The 19954-nt window shown below is 70.5% G+C and carries 18 protein-coding genes; 6 read left to right on the top strand and 12 right to left on the bottom strand.

What is annotated here, in order from left to right:
- Window positions 1-42 precede the first annotated feature (42 nt).
- On the bottom strand, window positions 43-579 hold the full coding sequence (locus AB5J56_RS29315; protein ID WP_369236667.1) for a CGNR zinc finger domain-containing protein: 537 nt from the start codon (window positions 577-579) through the stop codon (window positions 43-45).
- Window positions 580-688: 109 nt separating this feature from the next.
- Between AB5J56_RS29315 and AB5J56_RS29320 the strand changes: the two genes are divergently transcribed.
- The 5 genes from AB5J56_RS29320 (at window position 689) to AB5J56_RS29340 (ending at window position 5833) form a co-directional block, all read left to right on the top strand.
- Window positions 689-1132 carry a VOC family protein gene (locus tag AB5J56_RS29320; protein ID WP_369236669.1) on the top strand — a complete coding sequence of 148 codons (444 nt, stop codon included), beginning with the start codon at window positions 689-691 and terminating at the stop codon, window positions 1130-1132.
- Window positions 1133-1140: 8 nt separating this feature from the next.
- A complete protein-coding gene (locus AB5J56_RS29325; RefSeq protein ID WP_369236671.1) occupies window positions 1141-2019 on the top strand; it encodes a pyridoxamine 5'-phosphate oxidase family protein in 879 nt (292 codons plus the stop codon).
- A gap of 9 nt (window positions 2020-2028) precedes the next feature.
- Window positions 2029-2508: an NUDIX hydrolase gene (locus tag AB5J56_RS29330; RefSeq protein ID WP_369236674.1), complete on the top strand. Its 480-nt coding sequence runs from the start codon at window positions 2029-2031 to the stop codon at window positions 2506-2508.
- A 255-nt stretch (window positions 2509-2763) separates the two neighbouring features.
- Window positions 2764-4545, top strand: a complete 1782-nt coding sequence (locus AB5J56_RS29335; RefSeq protein ID WP_369236676.1) for a TIGR03767 family metallophosphoesterase — start codon at window positions 2764-2766, stop codon at window positions 4543-4545.
- A gap of 136 nt (window positions 4546-4681) precedes the next feature.
- Window positions 4682-5833, top strand: a complete 1152-nt coding sequence (locus AB5J56_RS29340; protein WP_369236678.1) for a serine hydrolase domain-containing protein — start codon at window positions 4682-4684, stop codon at window positions 5831-5833.
- A 127-nt stretch (window positions 5834-5960) separates the two neighbouring features.
- Here the strand turns inward: AB5J56_RS29340 and AB5J56_RS29345 are convergent, their stop codons facing one another.
- Together AB5J56_RS29345 and pepN are read right to left on the bottom strand one after the other, a co-directional pair.
- Window positions 5961-7013: a hypothetical protein gene (locus tag AB5J56_RS29345; protein WP_369236680.1), complete on the bottom strand. Its 1053-nt coding sequence runs from the start codon at window positions 7011-7013 to the stop codon at window positions 5961-5963.
- Window positions 7014-7276: 263 nt separating this feature from the next.
- Window positions 7277-9853 (bottom strand): aminopeptidase N, encoded by a 2577-nt coding sequence (gene pepN / locus AB5J56_RS29350; protein WP_369236682.1) that lies wholly within the window; start codon window positions 9851-9853, stop codon window positions 7277-7279.
- A gap of 174 nt (window positions 9854-10027) precedes the next feature.
- Between pepN and AB5J56_RS29355 the strand changes: the two genes are divergently transcribed.
- Window positions 10028-10681 (top strand): DsbA family protein, encoded by a 654-nt coding sequence (locus AB5J56_RS29355; RefSeq protein ID WP_369236684.1) that lies wholly within the window; start codon window positions 10028-10030, stop codon window positions 10679-10681.
- An 18-nt stretch (window positions 10682-10699) separates the two neighbouring features.
- On the opposite strand, the gene AB5J56_RS29360 is transcribed toward AB5J56_RS29355, so the two are convergent.
- The 9 genes from AB5J56_RS29360 to AB5J56_RS29400 form a co-directional block, all read right to left on the bottom strand.
- Window positions 10700-10900 (bottom strand): hypothetical protein, encoded by a 201-nt coding sequence (locus AB5J56_RS29360; RefSeq protein WP_369236686.1) that lies wholly within the window; start codon window positions 10898-10900, stop codon window positions 10700-10702.
- Window positions 10901-10991: 91 nt separating this feature from the next.
- Window positions 10992-12413: an FGGY family carbohydrate kinase gene (locus AB5J56_RS29365; protein ID WP_369236688.1), complete on the bottom strand. Its 1422-nt coding sequence runs from the start codon at window positions 12411-12413 to the stop codon at window positions 10992-10994.
- 44 nt (window positions 12414-12457) lie between these two features.
- Complete coding sequence (locus AB5J56_RS29370) at window positions 12458-13489, bottom strand: NAD(P)-dependent oxidoreductase (protein WP_369236690.1); 1032 nt, start codon at window positions 13487-13489, stop codon at window positions 12458-12460.
- Window positions 13486-14583: an ABC transporter ATP-binding protein gene (locus AB5J56_RS29375; RefSeq protein ID WP_369236692.1), complete on the bottom strand. Its 1098-nt coding sequence runs from the start codon at window positions 14581-14583 to the stop codon at window positions 13486-13488. Before AB5J56_RS29375 ends, AB5J56_RS29370 begins: the two co-directional genes overlap by 4 nt.
- A gap of 35 nt (window positions 14584-14618) precedes the next feature.
- Window positions 14619-15458 (bottom strand): DeoR/GlpR family DNA-binding transcription regulator, encoded by an 840-nt coding sequence (locus tag AB5J56_RS29380; protein WP_369236694.1) that lies wholly within the window; start codon window positions 15456-15458, stop codon window positions 14619-14621.
- The gene (locus AB5J56_RS29385; protein ID WP_369236696.1) at window positions 15455-16546 is read right to left on the bottom strand and encodes an ABC transporter ATP-binding protein; all 1092 of its coding nucleotides are present in this window, start codon (window positions 16544-16546) and stop codon (window positions 15455-15457) included. The genes AB5J56_RS29380 and AB5J56_RS29385 overlap by 4 nt, the downstream gene beginning before the upstream one ends.
- Window positions 16543-17373, bottom strand: a complete 831-nt coding sequence (locus AB5J56_RS29390; protein WP_369236698.1) for a carbohydrate ABC transporter permease — start codon at window positions 17371-17373, stop codon at window positions 16543-16545. Before AB5J56_RS29390 ends, AB5J56_RS29385 begins: the two co-directional genes overlap by 4 nt.
- A 26-nt stretch (window positions 17374-17399) precedes the next feature.
- Window positions 17400-18377, bottom strand: coding sequence for a carbohydrate ABC transporter permease (locus AB5J56_RS29395; RefSeq protein ID WP_369236700.1), 978 nt, complete (start codon window positions 18375-18377; stop codon window positions 17400-17402).
- A gap of 5 nt (window positions 18378-18382) precedes the next feature.
- Complete coding sequence (locus AB5J56_RS29400; RefSeq protein WP_369236702.1) at window positions 18383-19804, bottom strand: sugar ABC transporter substrate-binding protein; 1422 nt, start codon at window positions 19802-19804, stop codon at window positions 18383-18385.
- Between the last annotated feature and the right edge of the window lie 150 nt (window positions 19805-19954).

Below are 19954 nucleotides of genomic sequence, written 5' to 3' on the forward strand. Positions count from 1 at the left end.
GAAGGGACATATCCGTCGGTAGGGGTATCCCTTTTTGTCGACTTAGCTCTCCTTCGTGCGCGCGTAGTGGCGGGACGCCTTCGCGCGGTTACCGCACGCCGCCATCGAGCACCAGCGGCGGGTGCCGTTCCGCGAGGTGTCGAAGAAGTGCAGGATGCACGAGCCGTGGGCGCAGCGGCGGATGCGGTCCGGAGCGGTGTCCAGCAGCTCCAGATAGCTGCGGGCCGCGAGCCAGGCGGGGCCCCAGGCGGGGTCGCTGAACTCGGGTTCCTCGCCCGGCCCCGCGGCGGTGAGCGTGGCCCGGATCCGGCCGTGCGCGAGCACGGCGTCGACGCGGTCCGCACCCTCCTTCAGGGATCCGTCCACCGCGCTCCGGAGCGCATCGCGCGCCTGGAGCACATGCCGCAGTACGGCGTCGTCGGCCGGGAAGTCGAGCCCGCCCGCCGCCAGCCACACCGCCAGCCCGTCCGTGTCCGTCAGCAGATCCTGCACCGCGCCTTCGTGCATCCATCGGGTGTTCAGCAGGTCGAGCGAGAGCGGCTCGCCGGTGAGCGGGCGCGGGTCGCGGGCGGTGGACATGGAGGACTCCCTTCCGTGCTAACCGGTCAAGACTACGTGACTGGTTGCACTCGCTGAGTCTAACCTCTAAAGTCATCTACACAGGTTAGTCATCCCGAGGGAGATCACCATGCCCCTGAGCACCGGCCACATCGGCCTCAACGTCACCGACCTCGACCGCTCGCTCGGCTTCTACCGGGACGTCCTCGGCTTCGAGGTGATCGGCGAGGGCAAGGAGGAGGACCGCAGGTACGCGTTCCTCGGCGCCGACGGACAGCTCGTGCTCACCCTCTGGCAGCAGGCCGAGGGGGCGTACGACAGCGGGCGCGCGGGCCTGCACCACCTGGCCCTGGAGGTGGACACGGTCGAGCGGGTGAAGGCGTACGAGACGGCCCTGCGCGACTACGGGGTGGAGTTCGCGTACGAGGGTGTGGTCGCCCACCGCGAGGGCTCGGCCTCCGGCGGCATCTTCTTCCACGACCCGGACGGCACCCGGCTGGAGATCTACACACCGAGCGGTGTCGAGGGCGCCTCGGCACCGTCCGAGTCGGCTCCGACCTGCGGGTTCTTCTAGGAGAAACGATGACCTATCACTCCGGTTCGCGGGCCGTGCAGGACCGGGTCGGTGTCCGCGACCTCGCCGATCACGTGGGGCGCGCCATCGGGCAGGGCATCCGCCCGGTGGCCGCCGCCTTCCTCGAACTCCAGCCGATGCTGGTCATCGGCGCCGCCGACCCGGACACCGGCGCGGTCTGGGCCTCACTGCTCACCGGCGAACCCGGGTTCGTGCGGGCCACGGGGCCGCACCGGATCTCGGTCCGCGGCGGCCTGTGCGAGGGCGACCCGCTCACCGCCGCCCTCGCCACGGCCGGCACGGCGGTCGGCACCATCGAGCTCGACCCGCGCACCCGCCGCCGTATGCGCCTCAACGGACGGGTCACCCCCACCGCCCGCGGCCTCGCGATCGACGCCGACCAGGTCTTCTCCAACTGCCCGAAGTACCTGCAGAGAAGGGAGACGTACGAGAGGGTCGAGCGGGCCCCCGAGGCGACTCGGCACGGCAGTGAACTCACCCCGTCGCAGCGGGAGTTCATCGAGGCCGCCGACACCTTCTTCATCGCCAGCGTGCACGGGCACGGCGCCGACGCCAGCCACCGGGGCGGCAACCCCGGCTTCGTGCACGCCACTTCACCGAACGAGCTGAGCTGGCGGGACTACCCCGGCAACTCCATGTTCCTGACCCTCGGCAACCTGTCGGCCGACCCGCGCGCCGGGCTCCTCTTCCTGGACTGGACCTCGGGGGCGGTGCTCCAGCTCACGGGCCGGGCGCGGACGGAGTTCGACGCGCACGGGGAGCGGACCGTCCGCTTCGCCGTCGAGGCGGTCGCGGAGACCCCTGGCGCGAGTCCACTGCGCTGGACGGCGCCCGAGTATTCACAGGCCAACCCTCTCCTGTCGTAACGTCGGCGCATGCACAAGGAGTTGAGGGTGGCGGCCTACGCCGTATGCGTACGGGACGGACGGCTGCTGCTGGCCCGCTGGGTGGCCGGCGACGGCACCAAGCGGTGGACGCTGCCCGGCGGCGGCATGGACCACGGCGAGGATCCGTACGACACCGTCATCCGCGAGGCCGAGGAGGAGACCGGCTACACCGTCGAGCCGCTCGCCCTCCTCGGCATCGACTCCACCCGGCGCCGCTACCCCCGCCGGCTCGGCACCGCCGCCGACTTCCAGGGCCTCAGGATCGTCTACGAGGCCCGGATCACCGGCGGCGAACTCCGCCACGAGACGAACGGCTCCACCGATATGGCCGCCTGGCACGCCCTCGACGAGGTGCCCGCGCTGGAGCGGGTCGGGCTCGTCGACGTAGGCCTGGAACTGTGGCGGCAGCGCCCGGTCCTGGGCCGGACGGCGGCCCGCTCGGAGGAGCGGGAAAACCCCGTGGATTAGGGGGCGATCAGGGGGTGGACTGGGTGGACTACCCCGGCAGATGAACGCGGAGTGACCGGCTCCCGGCCGTTCGGAGAGGGCTCCGTGGCCGCGCAGGGTAGTCCAAGATCCACGTACGGTGATCGGCGTTGCCCGTTGCTGCTCAGTTAACGTCCAGGTCATTCCCGGTGCCAACGATCCAGTGTGAGCGGGGAGTCCGCGCAACGCACTCCCCGCGACCACCGCCGACGCGTTCGCACTCGGGGAGATCGCGCCATGCCGCGCATACGCTCTGTCGCCGCCGCAGCTTCCGCCGCCGCACCCGCGGCCCTCAACCGCCGCACCCTCCTGGCCGCCACCGGAGCGGTGACCCTCTCCGCGGGCGTCGGCTACGCCCTGCGGCCCGACTCGGCGGCCCACGCCGCCACCGGACACGCACCCGCCGCGCCGCAGGAGGCGCCGATCGCCGTGTCCCGCAAGGCGCCCGTCGCACCCCTGGCCCCCTACACCCGCGGCACCACGCTGGCCTCCGTCGCGACGCCCCGCGGCAGCTCCGGCTACCGCCGGCTCGGCGACGGACCCGCCTGGAAGCGGATCGTGCGCGGAGACCTCGCCGCGCCGCAGTCGGGCCGCAGCGCACGGCGCACCGCGCTCGCCTCGTTCGTGCAGTTCACCGACCTGCACCTGGTCGACACCCAGCACCCGCTGCGCCTGGAGTTCCTGCGGTCCCAGACCGCGAGCGCCTGGCGGCCGCAGGAGACACTGTCCGTCGCGGGCGCCGTCTCGCTCGTCGAGCGCGTCAACACGCTGCGGGGAGCACCCGTCACCGGCTCCCCGCTGCACTTCGTGATGACCACCGGCGACAACACCGACAACAACTCCAGGACAGAGCTGGACTGGTTCCTGAAGGTCATGAGCGGCGGGCGCATCACCCCCAACTCCGGTGACCCGCGCCACTACGAGGGCGTCCAGAACAGCGACCTCAAGCTCTACTGGCAGCCCGACGCGGCCCTGCGCGACGCCGACAAGCAGCTCGGCTTCCCGCGCATCCAGGGCTTCCTGGAGGCCGCGATCCGCGAGGTGCAGAGCCCCGGCCTCGGCCTGCCCTGGTACTCCACAGTCGGCAACCACGACGCGCTGCCCCTCGGCTGCTACGGACACGGCGACTCCTACCTCGCCGACTTCGCCACCGGCGGCAAGAAGCTGATGTCGCTGCCCGCCGCGACCAGCAAGGCCCTGTGGAAGTCCATCAAGAACGGCACAGACCCCAAGGGCATCCAGTTCAGGGACCTGCTGAAGGCCCACACCCGCGACCTGCGCTCGGTCACCCCCGACGAGCGGCGCGCCCCGTTCACGCCCGCCGACTACCTCCGGGCGCACCTCGACCCCGCGCACACCGGCCCCGGCCCCATCGGGCACGGCTACTCGTCGGCGAACCTCGCGGCGAACACGCAGTACTACACCTTCCGCATCGCCGAGGACGTCCTCGGCATCAGCCTGGACACCACCGACCCGGGCGGTCACTACGCCGGCTCCATCGGCACGGCCCAGATGAAGTGGCTGGAGCGGACGCTGACCGAGAACAAGGACTCCTACGTCCTCGTCTTCAGCCACCACACCAGCAAGTCGATGGACAACCCGCACACCGACCCCGCGCACCCGCGCGAACGACGCCACACCGGCGCCGAGCTGGTCAGCCTCCTCGGCAACCACCGCAACGTGCTGGCCTGGGTGAACGGCCACACCCACCGCAACGAGATCGTCGCCCACCAGGCCGCCGGTCACCACTCCTTCTGGGAGATCTCCACCGCCTCGCACGTCGACTTCCCCCAACTCGCCCGCATCATCGAGCTGGTGGACAACCACGACGGCACGCTCTCCCTCTTCACCACCCTCATCGAGTCCGGCGCCCCGCACCGCACGGACTACACCGACCTCACCCAGACGGGCCTGGCCGCGCTCTACCGCGAACTGTCCTTCAACGCCCCCGGCGCGCGGACGGACCTGTCCGGTTCGTCGGTGGACCGCAACACGGAACTGATCCTCAAGAAGGGCTGAACCCTCAGGAAGGTCTGAGCCCTCAAGAAGGGCTGAAGAAGGCCGAAACGCGCTCAACTGCTGTAACACGAGGCAACCTTCACGTACACCGGCCCGGTCCCTCCCCCCGACCACATTCATCGGCGAGGGGGAAGACATGTCAGTACGTGCCTCGGTGCAGGCGGCACTGGTGGGAGCGGCCGCGGTGACGATAGCCGCGACCCTGGCGGGACCCGCGGCGGCGGCTCCCGCCGGAGGAACCGGCGGCGACCACAGCGGGACGCAGGCGGCCATGGACGCGGCCGTGAAGGACGGCGTTCCGGGCGTCGCCGGCCAGGCGAAGGACGCGCACGGCACATGGAAGGCGACGTCGGGCGTGGGCAACATCAAGACGGGCAAGCCGCGTTCGCCCGAGGACCGTTACCGGGTCGGCAGCATCACCAAGACGTTCACCTCCACCGTCCTCCTCCAACTGGAGGCGGAGGGCAAGCTGTCGCTGGACGACACGGTCGACAAGTGGCTGCCGGGCGTGGTCCGGGGTCACGGCCACGACGGCAGGAAGATCACCGTCCGCCAACTCCTCAACCACACCTCGGGCATCTACAACTACACGGCGGACGAGACCTTCGGCCGTACGTACTTCCTGAAGGACGGCTTCTTCAAGCACCGCTACGACACCAAGGCCCCCGAGCAACTGGTGGGGATCGCGATGTCCCACAAGCCGGTCTTCGCGCCCGGCGCGTCCTGGAGCTACTCGAACACGAACTACGTACTGGCGGGCATGGTCATCAAGAGCGTGACGGGCCACTCCTACGCGACGGAGATCCGCCACCGCATCATCGAACCGCTCCACCTGCGCGCCACGTCGGTCCCGGGAACCCGGGTCACGGTCCCGGCCCCCAGCAGCCGCGCCTACTCGAAGCTCGCGGAGACGACCACGGGCCCCACCTACGACGTCACGAAGCTCAACCCCTCCCTCGCCTCCTCGGCAGGCGAGATGATCTCCGACTCCGCCGATCTGAACCGCTTCTACTCGGCCCTCCTCCGCGGCAAGCTCCTGCCTCCGAAGCAGCTCAAGGAGATGAAGACCACGGTCAAGACGGACGGCACCGCCCGCTACGGCCTGGGTATCGCCGACATCTCTCTGCCCTGCGGCCCTCACCTCTGGGGCCACGACGGCGGAATCCACGGCTCCTCCTCGCTGGCCGTCACCACCCCCGACGGCCGCCACTCCCTCGCCTTCAACTTCAACGGCGACTGGTCGGGGGACGCGGGGGCGGTGGTGACGGCGGAGTTCTGCGGGAAGTAGCTCTCCCGAGTCCCGTTGCCCGAAGGCGGGTAGCCCGCGGCCTGCTCTCCTGCGGCACGCATGAGGAGGGGCCCCCGGTCTCCCGGAGGCCCCTCCTCTCCCCTCCTGATACGGCCCCGGTCCGTCACTACCGGGGCAGCACCACGACATAGGCGGCCGGGTCGCGTTCGTTCGCGGCCATCAGAGCGGTGCGGACGACGGTGGCCTGTTGGTCGAGGGATTCCCGGAGTTTCTTCGGGGTGATGTGGACGACCGTGATGCCGAGGCGTTCGAGGACTTCGCGTTTGCGGGCGTACTCGGACCACATGGCGTCCTCGTCCTGGCGCGGGGTGCGGGTGTCCAGCTCGACCGCGACGGCCTGGTCGGGCCAGTAGGCGTCGAGGCCGCCGAGGTGCGGGCCGCCGGGCAGGCGGAGGTCCACGTTCCAGACCGGGTCCGGGAGGCCGTGCTCGTGCACCATCCGGTACAGGCGGTCCTCCGCGATCGCCCGGCCCTCCGCGATGAGGGAGTCGACCGCGTCCACCACGTGCGGGCGGCCCAGCAGCTTCGCCTGCGTCAACTCCCGCACCACCGCGGCCGGTTCGCAGTGCCCGCCGCGTACCGCCTCCGTCAGCAGCCGCCGTACCGCGTTCGCGTCCGTCAGCTCGGCCACCGCGTCGGCCACGGCGCGCGGGACGGGCGCGACCGGAACGCCCGCGACGAGGGCGGGGGCGGGCAGGGCGGACGTGCGGATCACGTGGGCGGCGCCCGTCGAGCGCAGCCGGCGCAGGCGGGGGACCAGGACGTCGATCCGGTCCAGGGAGAGCAGCGGCGGCGCGGACGTGAAGCCGTGCAGGGCGAGCGCGGCCAGGCCGGTGACCACCGCGTCGGTGTAGCGCAGCGGGGCGTGCGCCTCCTCCGAGCCCGGCTGCGCCGGGATCGCGGTCGACAGTTCGCGGACCGGGCAGCGGGCCGCGTACAGCAGGACCGCGTGCAGCCGCTCCTCCGAGGTGGGCGGGCCCGGGTGCAGCAGGAAGACCCCCGGCAGGACCTGCTGCCAGGCGCCGCCCGGACGGCACTGCTCGTTCGTCTCGGTGGCCGTCACACCGTGCTCGCGCAGCTGGCTCGCGGTCAGGACGCGGCGCTGGACGTCGGAGAGGTGGCGCAGGGGGCGGGGGGAGAGCGGGGTGTTGTGGTTCATGACCCGGGGTTTCCCGCCCCGGATCGGCCTTCTAACCGCTGTTACACGCCTGTCGACAAATCCGGACAAGATGGAGCTAAAGGGTGAGTGTTCGACTGCCGACAGGGAGCAGTTCGTGCTGGTCCGGATGGGGGACGCGAAGAGTTACGGCTCTGAATACCTGAATTTCGTAACCACTCGTGCGTGGGGCGGCCCACCCGTGCGTGGGGGCACCGGCTCCATCGCCGGTGCCCCCACGCTTCAAGCCGCGCCCCGGGCTGCCGTCAGCCGGCAGCCGCCCCGTCGCACTCCTGCCCCCGCAGCGTCCGCGCCAGATCGTCCCGGGCCTCCAGGACCAGCCGGCGCAGCGCGGGCGCCGCGTCCTCGTGGGCGGCCAGCCACTGGTCCGTGGCGTCCAGGGTCGCGGGCGAGTCCTGGAGGGTGGGGAACAGGCCCTTCACCACGTCCATGCCGATCTGGATGGAGCGGTCGGCCCACACGCGCTCGATCGCCTCGAAGTACTTCGGGGCGTACGGCGCCGTCAGCTCGCGTTGCGACGGCTGGGCGAAGCCCGCGATCGTGGCCTCGACCAGGGCGTTGGAGAGGGAGTCGGACTCCACGACCGACGCCCACGCCTGCGCCTTGACCGCGGCCGAGGGGCGGGCGGCGAGGCAGCGGACCTGGTGGCGCTTGCCGGACGCCGTGTCGTCGCGGGCCAGTTCGGCCCCGAGCGCGGTCTCGTCCGCGGCCCCGTGGGCGGCCAGCGGCTCCAGGAACGACCAGCGCAGCTCCTGGTCCACGTCAAGGCCGTCGATCTTGGCCGTTCCCTCCAACAGGCCCTGAAGGAGCTGGAGATCGGCCTCGTCCGAGGCGACCGCCGCGAAGAAGCGCGCCCAGGTCAGCTGGTGCTGGCTGCCCGGCTCGGCGAGCCGCAGCTCCCGCAGCGCGCCCTCCGAGAGCAGACGCCCGCCGGTCTCCCGCCACCCCGGCGCCGCGTAGTGGGTGAGCGCCGAGTTGGCCCAGGTGTGCAGCATCTGCAGGACGCCGATGTCGGACTCGCGGCCCGCGAAGCGCAGCACCAGGTCGACGAAGTCCCGCGCGGGCATGAGCGCGTCGCGGGTCAGGTTCCAGAGCGCCGACCAGCACAGTGCGCGGGCCAACGGGTCGGTGATGTCGCCGAGTTGGTCCCGCAGCGTGGCGAGCGAGTTCTCGTCGAAGCGGATCTTGCAGTACGTCAGGTCGTCGTCGTTGACCAGCACCAGCTCGGGGGCGTCCACGCCGACCAGTTCACCGACGACGGTGCGCGGGCCCTCCACGTCCACCTCGGCGCGCGCGTACCGCTCCAGCGCGCCCTCGGGGGAGCGCCGGTACAGGCCCACCGCCACCCGGTGCGGACGCAGTTCGGGGTGCGACTCGGCCGCCTCCTGCACCACGGCCAGCTCGGTGATCCGGCCCTCCGCGTTCAGGATCACCTGCGGAGTGAGGGAGTTGACGCCCGCCGTCTGGAGCCACGCCCGCGACCAGGCCGCCATGTCGCGCCCGCTGGTCTCCTCCAGCACCGACAGCAGGTCACCGAGGCGCGTGTTGCCGTACGCGTTCTGCTTGAAGTAGCGCCGCGCGCCCTCCAGGAAGGCGTCCCGGCCGACGTACGCCACCAACTGCTTCAGCACGGAAGCACCCTTGGCGTACGTGATGCCGTCGAAGTTGAGCTTCGCGTCCTCCAGGTCACGGATGTCGGCTGTGATCGGGTGCGTGGAGGGGAGCTGGTCGGCGCGGTACGCCCAGGCCTTGCGGTTGTTGGCGAAGGTGACCCAGCCGTTGGTGAAGCGGGTCGCCTCGGCCATCGAGAAGGTGCCCATGAAGTCGGCGAAGGACTCCTTCAGCCACAGGTCGTCCCACCACACCATGGTCACGAGGTCGCCGAACCACATGTGCGCCATCTCGTGCAGGATGACGTTGGTCCGGCGCTCGTACGCGGCCTGCGTCACCTTGCCGCGGAAGATGTACTCCTCGCGGAAGGTCACCAGACCCGGGTTCTCCATCGCGCCCAGGTTGTACTCCGGCACGAACGCCTGGTCGTACTTCCCGAACGGGTACGGGTAGTCGAAGTGGTCGTGGAAGAAGTCCAGCCCCTGCTTGGTGACGAGGAAGACGTCGTCCGAGTCGAAGTGCCGGGCCAGCCCCTTGCGGCACATCGCGCCGAGCGGGATCTCCAGCCGCGTACCGTCCTCGAAGACCCTCTCGTAGGAGTCCGTCACATAGTGGTACGGGCCGGCGACGATCGCGGTGATGTACGTCGAGATCGGCTTGGTCTCGGCGAACTTCCACACCCCGTCGACCAGTTCGCCGACGCCGTTGCTCCACGCGACCCAGCCCTCGGGTGCCCGGACCTCGAAGCGGTAGGGCGCCTTCAGGTCCGGCTGCTCGAAGTTGGCGAAGACGCGCCGGGAGTCGGCGGGCTCGTACTGCGTGTACAGGTACACCTCGCCGTCCTCCGGGTCGACGAAGCGGTGCATGCCCTCGCCGGTGCGGGAGTAGAGGCACTGGGCGTCGACGACCAGCTCGTTCTCGGCGGCGAGGTCCTCCAGCCGGATCCTGGTCCCGTCGAAGACGCTGCCCGGGTCGAGGTCCTTGCCGTTGAGTGAGACCGCCGTCACACTCGGCGCGACCAGGTCGGCGAAGCTCGTGGCGCCCGGATCGGCGCAGCGGAAGCGGATCGTGGTCACGGAGCGGAACGTCCGCGGCTCGCTCTCCGCGTCCCCGACCGCGGACCGCAGGTCGAGGGACACCTCGTACCCGTCGACGGACAGCAGGGCTGCCCGCTCCCGGGCCTCGTCGCGGGACAGATTCTCACCGGGCACGGGCGGCACTCCCTTAAGGCGTCTGAGGGGTCGGTCACAGGTTCGGACACAGGCAAGGACATGGGTACGGCCGAACAGCACCGATCCTGCCATGCGCTCCTGACAGCGGACACCGGGAATGGGGCGGACGTCCGTCGGTGTTGCCGAGTGAAAGACCACCTTCCGAGGAGAGCCATGTCCGCTGTGTCCGAGAAGACCCCTGTCGACTTCTGGTTCGACCCGCTGTGCCCCTGGGCGTGGATGACCTCGCGCTGGGTCCTGGAAGTGGAGAAGGTCCGGGACATCGAGGTCCACTGGCACATCATGAGCCTGGCCGTGCTGAACGAGCCCAAGCTGGACGAGCTGCCCGAGGAGTACCGCGAGCTGCTGTCCACCAAGGCCTGGGCGCCCGTCCGCGTGGTCACCGCCGCCTGGCAGAGGCACGGCGCCGAGGTCCTCGGGCCGCTCTACACCGCGCTCGGCACCCGCTTCCACAACGAGGGCCAGGGCCCGACGAAGGAAGCGATAGCCGCCGCGCTCGCCGAGGTCGGCCTCCCCGCCGACCTGATCGACTACGCCGACCAGGAGGCCTTCGAGTTCGACGCCGAGCTGCGCGCCTCCCACAAGGAGGGCATCGAGAAGGTCGGCCAGGACGTCGGCACGCCGGTGATCGCGGTGCCGGGCGCCGACGGCGAGCAGATCGCCTTCTTCGGCCCGGTCGTCACGCCGGCCCCCAAGGGCGAGGAGGCCGCCAAGCTGTGGGACGGCACGCTGCTCGTCGCCTCCGTGCCGGGCTTCTACGAGATCAAGCGGACGCGGACGGCGGGCCCGGACTTCAGCAACCTGTGACCCCGTGAGCCGGGCGGCTCAGTCCTTCAGCTTCCTGGGGCGGTCGAAGGGGTTGGAGCTCAAGCCGGTGCGCAGCGTCCCGCAGTCGCAGACGAAGAAGTCGCCGATGTATTTGCGCCCGGTGGAGTTCCGGAGCTTGTCCTGCTCGGTCTTTGTCAGAGTGCGGTGGGTCTCGTCGTGCCCGCACGTCTCGCAGTACATCTTCCGTGGGTTCGCCATGACATCACGGTCGCCCGGAAGCCTGGCTACCGTAAGGCCCTCGCGAGACAGCTTCTCGCGGGGGCCGTGCCACGTTCGGCTCCACTGACCCCTAGCGTCGAGCCCGGCCCCGGGCCTCCGCCAGCCGGGCCAAGTGGTCCTCGTACGCCTTGGTGTAGTACGCCGCCCGCCCGGCGTCGGGCCGCACGGTCGCCGTGGGCTCGGTCCAGGCGGCCGTGTCGAGAGCGACCCCGTGGCGCTCGGCGGCGGCGAGGACGGCGCCCCGCGCCCCCACCTCCCCCTCGACCACCCGCAACGGCCGCCCCAGCACATCCGACAGCAGCCGCATCCAGGCGGAGCTTCGGGTGCCGCCGCCGCAGACGGCCAGGGTCCCGGTGAGGCCGGCGGCCTCCAGGCAGTGCCGGGCGGCGTAGCCGATGCCCTCGCAGACGGCGCGGACGAGGTCGCCGCGGCCGGACTCCAGGGAGATTCCGGTGAGTTCGGCGCGCAGCCGGGGCTCGACGAAGGGGGCGCGCTCGCCGGAGGGGGCGAAGTACGGCAGGACGCGGACGCCGTGCGCGCCGGGCGGGGTCGCCTCCAGCAGGCCGTCCACCTCGTCGTGCTGGACGCCGGTGGTCGACAGCACCCAGTCGAGGGCGGCGGTGCCGACCATCGCGGGCATGGCACGCAGCCAGTACCCGACCCGGTCGGTCGAGATGTAGAGGCCCGCCGGTTCGCCGGTCAGGTCCAGGTCGGTCGTGCCCACCAGGCTGGCCAGACAGGTGCCGACGATCAACAGCCCGTCACCCGGAGCGGTGAGCCCGGCGCCGAGCGCGCAGGCGGGCAGGTCGTACGGGCCGTTGGCCAGCGGGACGCCCGCGGGCAGCCCCTCGCCGAGGGTTCGCGCGGTGGCGAGCGGATCGCTCACCGGCGCCAGCAGCCCCCGCCGGTGGGTCAGCCCGAGCAGCTCGACGACCCGGTTGTCGTACGCCCGTGTCCGCGGGTCGAGGAACGGCATCGACGCGTCCGACACATCCGTGGCGCGGACGCCGGTCAGCCGCTGGAAGACCATGTCCTTGCAGTACAGAGCGGTGGCGGCGGCGTCGAGGGACTTGGGCTCGTGCTGCTCCAGCCAGGCCAGCAGCGGGCCGGGGCAGCCCGGGAACATGGCGTTGCCGGTGCGCCGGAAGACCGTCTCGAAGGTGCCGTCGGCCAGCCACTGGTCGAGCAGTTCGTGGGCCCGGCCGTCCATCCAGGAGACCGCGGCCCGCACGGGGCGCCCCGCCGCGTCGACCAGCCACACCCCGTCGCCCTGCCCGGTCAGCCCCGCCAGCTCGACCGGGCCGGGTACGGCGGCGGTCAGCGCGGAGAGGACGGCGACGACGGCGGCGTACACCTCCTCCATGTCCTGCTCGACGAAGCCGCCCCGGATGGCGAGGTCCACCGGCCGTGCCTCGACGGCGAGTTGACGGCCCCGCTCGTCGAAGGCGGCGGCCTTCACCATGGACGTGCCCACATCGATCCCGACGTACATGCTCGGCCTCCCAAGGTCTCAAGTCCCCATGGCCCGTGCGGCGTTCAGGTCAGACAGTGCGCCAGCGGCTCCCCGCGTGCCCAACGCCCCACCTCCGCCGCCGCGATCGCCGCGGCCTTCTCGGCGACGGCCCGGCTTGCCCCGCCCAGGTGCGGGGTCAGCACCAGCCGCTCGGCGAGGCCGAACAGCCGCGATGCGGCGGGCACCGGCTCCTGTTCGTACGTGTCCAGTGCCGCGGCCGACACCTGTCCGCTCTCCATCGCGTCGCACAGCGCGTCCTCGTCGAGCAGCGGGCCGCGCGCCACGTTCACCACTACCGCGCCGGGCGGCAGCAGCGCGAGCTCGCGGGCACCGATCAGGCCACGCGTCTCGGGCGTGAGCCGGGCGTGCAGGGTGATCACCCGGGAGCTGGACAGGAGTTCGTCGAGGGAGGAGACGCGCAGACCGTGGACCTCGCCGCGGATGTACGGGTCGTAGACCATCACGCGCGCGCCGAAGGCACACAGCACCCGGGCGACCCTGCTGCCCACCGCCCCGTAGCCGACCAGGCCCACGGGCAGGTCCTCCAGCTCCAGGCCGCTGTGCTCGTACGTGTAGAAGCTCGCGCCCTGCCAACTCCCTTGCCCGGCCAGGAGTTCATGGGCCTGCGGGATGCGGCGCAGGGCCGCCAGCATCAGGCCGACGGTGAACTCGGCGGTGGCGGCGGCGTTCCGCCCGGGTGCGTAACACACCCGTACGTCACGGGACTTGGCGGCGTCCAGGTTCACGTTCACCGGGCCGCCCCGGCAGACGACGACCAGGCGCAGCGCCGGGGAGGCCGCGAGGACGCGCGCGGTGACCGGGCCCATCTGGGTGACCAGAACCTGCACGCCGGCGAGAGCGTCGATCAGTTGGTCCTCGGCGTCGCTGGCCTCCTCGACCTCGGCGACCCGGCCGAACGGCTCAAGAGGCCAGCCGAGCATCAACTCTCCACTAGTGCAGGGGAGTTCGTGCAGTGCCTCGCGGACGGCCGCCGTGATCAGCGACGGGAGGACGAAGTGGTCGCCGGCCGCCAGTACGCGCAGAGGTGTCGTCATCGCAGGGAGTCCCCCGTCTCGGCGTCGAAAACATGGGTGAGGCGGGCGTCGGCCGCCACCCGGACACGCTCGTCGTGCGCGAGCCGCACCTCGGGGTCGGTGAGGACGACCAGTGGCCGCTCCACTCCTTCGAGGGCCAGGGTCGCGATGCCCGACTCCAGCAGGGGTTCGTGGGCGACGACCCGGGCGGGCAGCCCGCCCTCGTCGGCGGCGCCCGTGAGCCGCAGGTCCTCCGGCCGGATCCCGACCACGATCTCGCGCCCCGCCGCCACGGGCACCGGCAGCGCGAGCCGCACGGAGTCCGACAGGCGGGCCCGTCCGTCGCCCGTCGCGATCCCCGGCAGCAGACTGATCGCGGGCTCGCCGACGAAGTCCGCGACGAAGGTGTTGGCGGGAGAGTCGTAGATCTCGTAGGGGGTGCCGAGCTGCTGGATGACCCCGTCCTTCATCACCGCGATCCGGTCGGCGAGCGACAGCGCCTCCTCCTGGTCGTGTGTGACCAGGATCGTGGTGTGCCCCAAGTCCCGCTGGATGCGCTTGAGTTCGCGGCGGGTGGTGTCGCGCTGCGCCGCGTCGAGGTGGGACAGCGGCTCGTCGAGCAGCAGGACGTCCGGCTCGCGGATCAGCGCGCGGGCGAGGGCCACGCGCTGCTTCTGCCCGCTCGACAGGCCCGCGGGCCTGGCCTCCAGCAGATCGGTGAGCGCGACCCGTTCGGCGATCTCGGCGACCTTGCGGGCGACCTCCGTACGGGACCCGCGCGCCCCCCGCCTCCTGGCCTTCAGCCCGAACGCCAGGTTCTCGGCGACGTTCAGCGGCGGATACAGCGCGTAGTTCTCGAAGGCGACCCCGATGTTCCGCTGCTGCGCGGGCCGCCCGACCACCGACGCCCCGCCGACCAGGATGTCGCCGCCGGTCACCGTCTCCAGGCCCGCGATCATGCGCAGGGTCGTCGACTTGCCGCAGCCGGACGGCCCGAGCAGGCCCAGCAGTTCGCCGGAGCGCAGCTCCAGATCGAGACCGCGTACGGCGTCCACGGCCGGCCGCCCCCGCGACCGGTAGGTCTTGCGCAGCTCACGAAGCTCCAGTGCGGTCATCGCCCTCCTTCACGGCAGCCCGGCGGGGCACGTCCTCACTCGGCTCCCGCCTTCGTCGCGCTCGTCGTGCACACCTCGTAGGGGACCTTGTGTTCATCCAGGTCGCGCAGCGCCTCCGGCGTCGCCCCGTCGTCCACCAGGACCAGGTCGAAGCGGGACAGCGGGGCGACCCGGTGCAGGGCGACGCGGCCGAGCTTGGTGTGGTCGAGCAGCAGGACGTTGCGGGCGGCCGAGTCGAGCATCGCCCGCTTCACCGACACGATGTGCTGCTCCTGGTGGTAGGCGTGGCCGCCGAGCACCGCCGACGTCGAGGCGAAGCACACGTCCACCCGCAGCGACTGCACCGCCTCCACGCACGACACCCCGAGGAAGGAGGAGTGCAGGGGGTCGTAGTCGCCGCCGAGCGCCATCAGGTGGATGCCCCGCTGGTCGGCGAGCAGGTTGATCGCCTCCAGGAAGTTGGTGACGACCGTGAGCGGGGTGATCTCGCCGAGCCGGAGCCTGCGCGCTATCTCCAGCGTCGACGTCGAGTCGTCGAGCAGGACCGCCATGCCGGGCTCTATCAGCTTCATCGCGTGCTCGGCGACGGCGGCCTTCTGCGGCCGCATGGTCTTCAGCCGGTACTGCACGTTCGACTCGAAGACCCCGGACGGCTGCGCGGTCACCCCGCCCCTGAACTTCCTGACGATTCCCTGCCGTTCGAGCTCGTCGAGGTCGCGGTGGATGGTCATCAGGCTCACTCCGAAGTGCTCGGCGAGCTCGGCCGCGGTCGCCGAACCGTCGGCGAGGACCCGCTCGGCCATGGCGGCCTGCCGCGCCGCGGGCCCCTGCTGTGCACTGCTGCCACCACCACTGTTGCCACTGCTGCTGTTCATCGTGCGCTCTTCCCGATCCGTCGTCCTGGGCGCTTAGGCCGGTCGGCCTCGAACAGCAGCAGGTTCTCAGGCCGGACCGTCAGCCGTACCGGGTCGTCGGGACGCAGTCCGGCCGCGTCCGCGCGCGGCGCCACGAGGGACACGTGCTGCCCGCCGAGCCGGACGGTGACCTCGACCGCCCGGCCGAGCACCTCGGTGACGTACACGGTGCCGGTGAGTTCGACGGGACCCTCGCCGAGCATGAGGTCCCGGGGCCGTACGCCGACCAGCACCTCCGTGCCCGGGGACGCCCCGGCACCGACCGGCAGCTCGACCGCCCCGTCCGCCGACCGGAATCCGTGCTCCTGCGTCACCGTGCCCGGCAGCAGATTGATCCGCGGGCGCCCGAACGCCCGCGCCACCTCCGTGTCGCCCGGCTGGTACCAGATCTCCTCGCGCGTCCCGGTCTGCACGATCCGCCCGTCCCGGATCACGCCGATCCGGTCGCCGAGCGCCAGTGCCTCGACCGAGTCATGGGTGACGTACAGCGTGGTGGTGTGCTGCACGGCGCCGATCGCCTTCAGTTCGGCGCGCATCTGCTGGCGCAGCTTGGCGTCGAGGTGGGAGAGCGGCTCGTCGAGGAGGAAGGCGCGCGCGGGCCGGACCAGGACCCGGCCGAGGGCGACGCGCTGCCGCTGCCCGTTGGACAGCTGCCCGACCGGGCGGTCCAACAAGCCGCTGATACCGAGGAGTTCGGCGATCGCGCCGATCCGGTCGCGGGCCTCGGCGGCGGGCAGCCGGTGCCGGGGCGAGCGCAGTGGCGAGGCGAGGTTGTCGTAGGCGGAGCGGTGCGGGTAGAGGGCGTAGCTCTCGAAGCACATGGCCACGCCCCGGTCGTACGGCTCCACCCCGGTCATGTCGGCGCCGTCCAGCTCGACCGTCCCGGCGTCGGGCTGCTCAAGTCCCGCCACGGTCTTGAGCGTGGTCGTCTTGCCCGCTCCCGACGGCCCGAGCAGACAGAAGAACTCGCCCTCGGCCACCTCCAGTTCGAGGCCGTCGAGCGCGGTGGTCCTGCCATAGTTCTTCCGGATCCCCCGTAGTGCGATCACGACTTCACCGCCCCGAACGACAGCCCGCGCACCAGATACCGCTGGATGGTCAGCGCGAGCAGCAGCGGCGGTACGACGGAGATCAGCGCGGCGGCGGCCGTGAGGTTGTACTTGGGCCGGTCGCCGCCGAGGAAGGACAGCGCGCCCACGGTCACGGTCTGGGCCTCGTTCGAGGTGAGGATCAGCGGGAAGACGAAGTTGTTCCAGGCGAAGATGAACGCGAGCAGTGACACGGCCGCGATGCCGGGCTTGACCAGCGGCAGGGCGACCTTGAAGAACGCCTGCTTGCGCGTGTAGCCGTCCAGCAGGGCCGCCTGCTCCAGCTCCGGGGTCAGATCGGCGAAGTACGACCGCATGATCCACACGATCAGCGGCAGGGTGACCAGTTGCAGCACCCACACCATGCCGACGTACGTGTCGAAGAGGCCGAGCTTCTGGTAGAGCACGAACAGCGGGATGATCACGGTGAGTTCGGGTGCGAAGCGGAACGACAGCAGCGTGAACATCAGGTTCTCGGAGCCCTTGAAGCGCCAGCGCGCCGACGCGTACGCCGCCGGGAGCCCGACCACGAGTGAGAGCGCCACCGCGCCCACCGACACCACCAGGCTGTTGACGAAGAACCGCACGAACGGGATGCCCTCGCTGTCGCCGAGGACGGTCCGGTAGGAGCCGAGGGTCGGGGTGAAGGAGAAGTAGGTGCTGAAGAGCTGGTTGGCGGGCTTCAGCGAGAGGATCACCATCCAGGCGATCGGGAAGAGCGCGAAGAGGAAGTAGAGGATGAGGGCGAGGTCGCCGAGCAGGCTCAACCACCTGCCCCTGACCGTCACTTGCCTGTCCTTCGCTTTCCTTCCCGTCACTTCGACACCTCCGCCGCCCGGCGCTGGATGCGGCCCAGATGGCGTACGAGCACCATCGCCGCCAGATAGACCACGGCCCAGAGCACGATCGTGTAGCTGATCCCGAACGAGTAGCGCTGGAAGCGGATAGCCTCCAGGTAGGCGCGGATCTGCAGGACCACCGTGGAGTCGCCGGGCCCGCCCTCGGTGAGGGCGTAGATGATGTCGAACACCTTCAGCGAGTCCATGAACCGGAAGATCACCGCGACCAGGACGTACGGCCACAGCATCGGCAGCGTCAGCCGCCGGAAGGTGTACCACCAGCCCGCGCCGTCCACGGCCGCCGCCTCGAACGGGGAGGTGGGCAGCGACCGCAGACCGGCCAGGGCGAGGATCGCCACGAACGGCGTGTAGACCCAGACGTCGACCGCGATCGACGACAGCAGCGCGCCCGTCGGGGTGTCCGTCCACTGAACTCCCCCCAGTCCGAAGGGTTTCAGCAGATGGTTCACCACCCCCACCGACGGCTGGAGCATCAGTTTCCAGATGATCGCGGCGATCACGGGGGCGATCATCAACGGCAGGATGAGGATCTTCTCCAGCACCCGGCCGACGAGCGTCGAGCGGTGCAGCAGCAGGGCGACGGAGACTCCGAGCACGGTCTCGAAGGCGGCGGCCCCGACGGCGTACAGGACGGTCACCCACGCGGAGTTCCAGAAGGCGTCCTGGGTGAACACGGTCCGGTAGTTGTCGAAGCCCACCATGTCCGGCTGCGGCTTGCTCGCCGAGAAGTCGAACAGCGTGTAGTACAGGCCGAGTCCGAACGGGTACAGGATCCCGCCGGTGAGCAGCAGCGCGGGCACGATCAGCAGGTACGGGCGCAGTCCGCGCCGCCAGGCCGGAACGGCCCGTACCCGCCGCGTGCCCTCCTCGCGCGAGGCCGCCCCGTGGTCGGTCTCCTTCAACGAGGTCGTACGAGAGGCGTCTGCGGCCATCGGCGTCAACCCACCTTGGAGGCCAGGTCACTTGCCAGCCCGTTCAGCACGGACCTGGCGCTCTTGCCGCCGTAGATCTCCTGGAGCGAGGCCGCCCAGCTCGTCGTCGCGTCGAAGAACTGGCTCTGCGGCGTGAACTGGATCTTCGTCTGGTCGACGACCGCCTCGAAGGTGTCGATGAACCCCTCCAGGTGCCGCATCTTGTCCTTGTAGGCGCCGTCCTGGGCGATCGACTTCCGCACCGGATCGATGTGGTTGTACGTCAGCGCGCCCTTGCGCAGATGCTCCTTGCCGGTCGCCCACTGGAGGAACAGCCAGGCGGCGCTCTTCTTCTTGCTCTTGGAGTTCATCCCGAGCGACCAGATCCACATGTTGGTGGCGAGCGACCCGTCGGGCCCCTTCGGTCCGGGATGGAAGGCGATCTTCCCGGAGGCCGGGCTCGCACCCTTCACCGCCTGGAAGTACGCGGCCGTGTCCGCGTCGAACAGCATCCCGGCCTTCTTCGCGCCGAGGTCGCTGGAGCACTGGTACCAGGTGTACGACGTCCAGGACGGCGGCCCGCCCCGCTTGACCATGTCGGCCCAGTCCTGCTGGAACGCGATGGCCTGAGGGGTGTTCATGGCGGGCTTCAGCTTGCCGTCGGTGACGGTGAAGTCGTGCAGTCCGTTGCGGGCGTACATCGTCATGAAGCCCGGGTGGATGGTCGCCCAGCTCCTCGACCCGCGTACCGCGATGCCGTACATCCCGTCGAACCCGGCACCGGGGGCCTTGCGTTTGATCGTCCCGGCGAGTTCGCGCAACTCGTCGAAGCTCTCGGCGGGCTTCAGCCCGAGCTTCTTGAACACGTCCGTGTTGTAGGCGACGACGTTCGTCTCCCAGCCCCACGGCAGCGCGTACTGCCCGCCCTGACCGAGCGGTGCGCCCGCCTTCAGCGACCACTGGTCGGCCTGGAGGAGGTTGGGGAAGAAGTCGGCCTGGTCCCATTCCTGGCCGGTGGCCGAGGAGCTGCGCATCCACGGCCCGAGGTCCTCCAGCCAGCCCGGCGGCCCGTACTGCCACACCATGTACGCGCCGAGCATGAAGACGTCGTACGAGGCCCGCCCGCTCGACAGGTCCACGGTGAGCTTGTCGAAGTAGTTGTCCTCGGGGAAGACGTCGTACTCGACCTTGATGCCGGTCTTCTCGGTGAACGACTTGAGATCGGCGATCAGCGCGTCCGTGTACGGGTGCTTGTTCAGCAGCGCCTTGACGGTCTTGCCCTTCTCCCGCTTCCAGTCGAAGGAACCGGTCACATCCTCGGCGGCCGAGCCGTCGTTCTTCTTGTCGTCCCCGCCGAACCCGGCGCCGCACGCGGTCAGCAGCGGGGCGGCGGCCGTCGCCGCGGTGAGCGCGAGGAAGCGTCGGCGGTCGTGCACGTGCATGTCCATCCGTGACCTCCAAAGGTCCGGTCGGGGTTAACACGTTGAGTCGACTCGTTAACAGAGGGTGTAACGGCGGAAGTTGACCGTCAATCCCTCGCGCAACAGAAAATCTCAGGGCAGAGTGAGAAGTTCACAGTCTTGGCAGGTATGTGCGGG

Source organism: Streptomyces sp. R21 (assembly GCF_041051975.1).
Classification (GTDB): Bacteria; Actinomycetota; Actinomycetes; order Streptomycetales; family Streptomycetaceae; genus Streptomyces.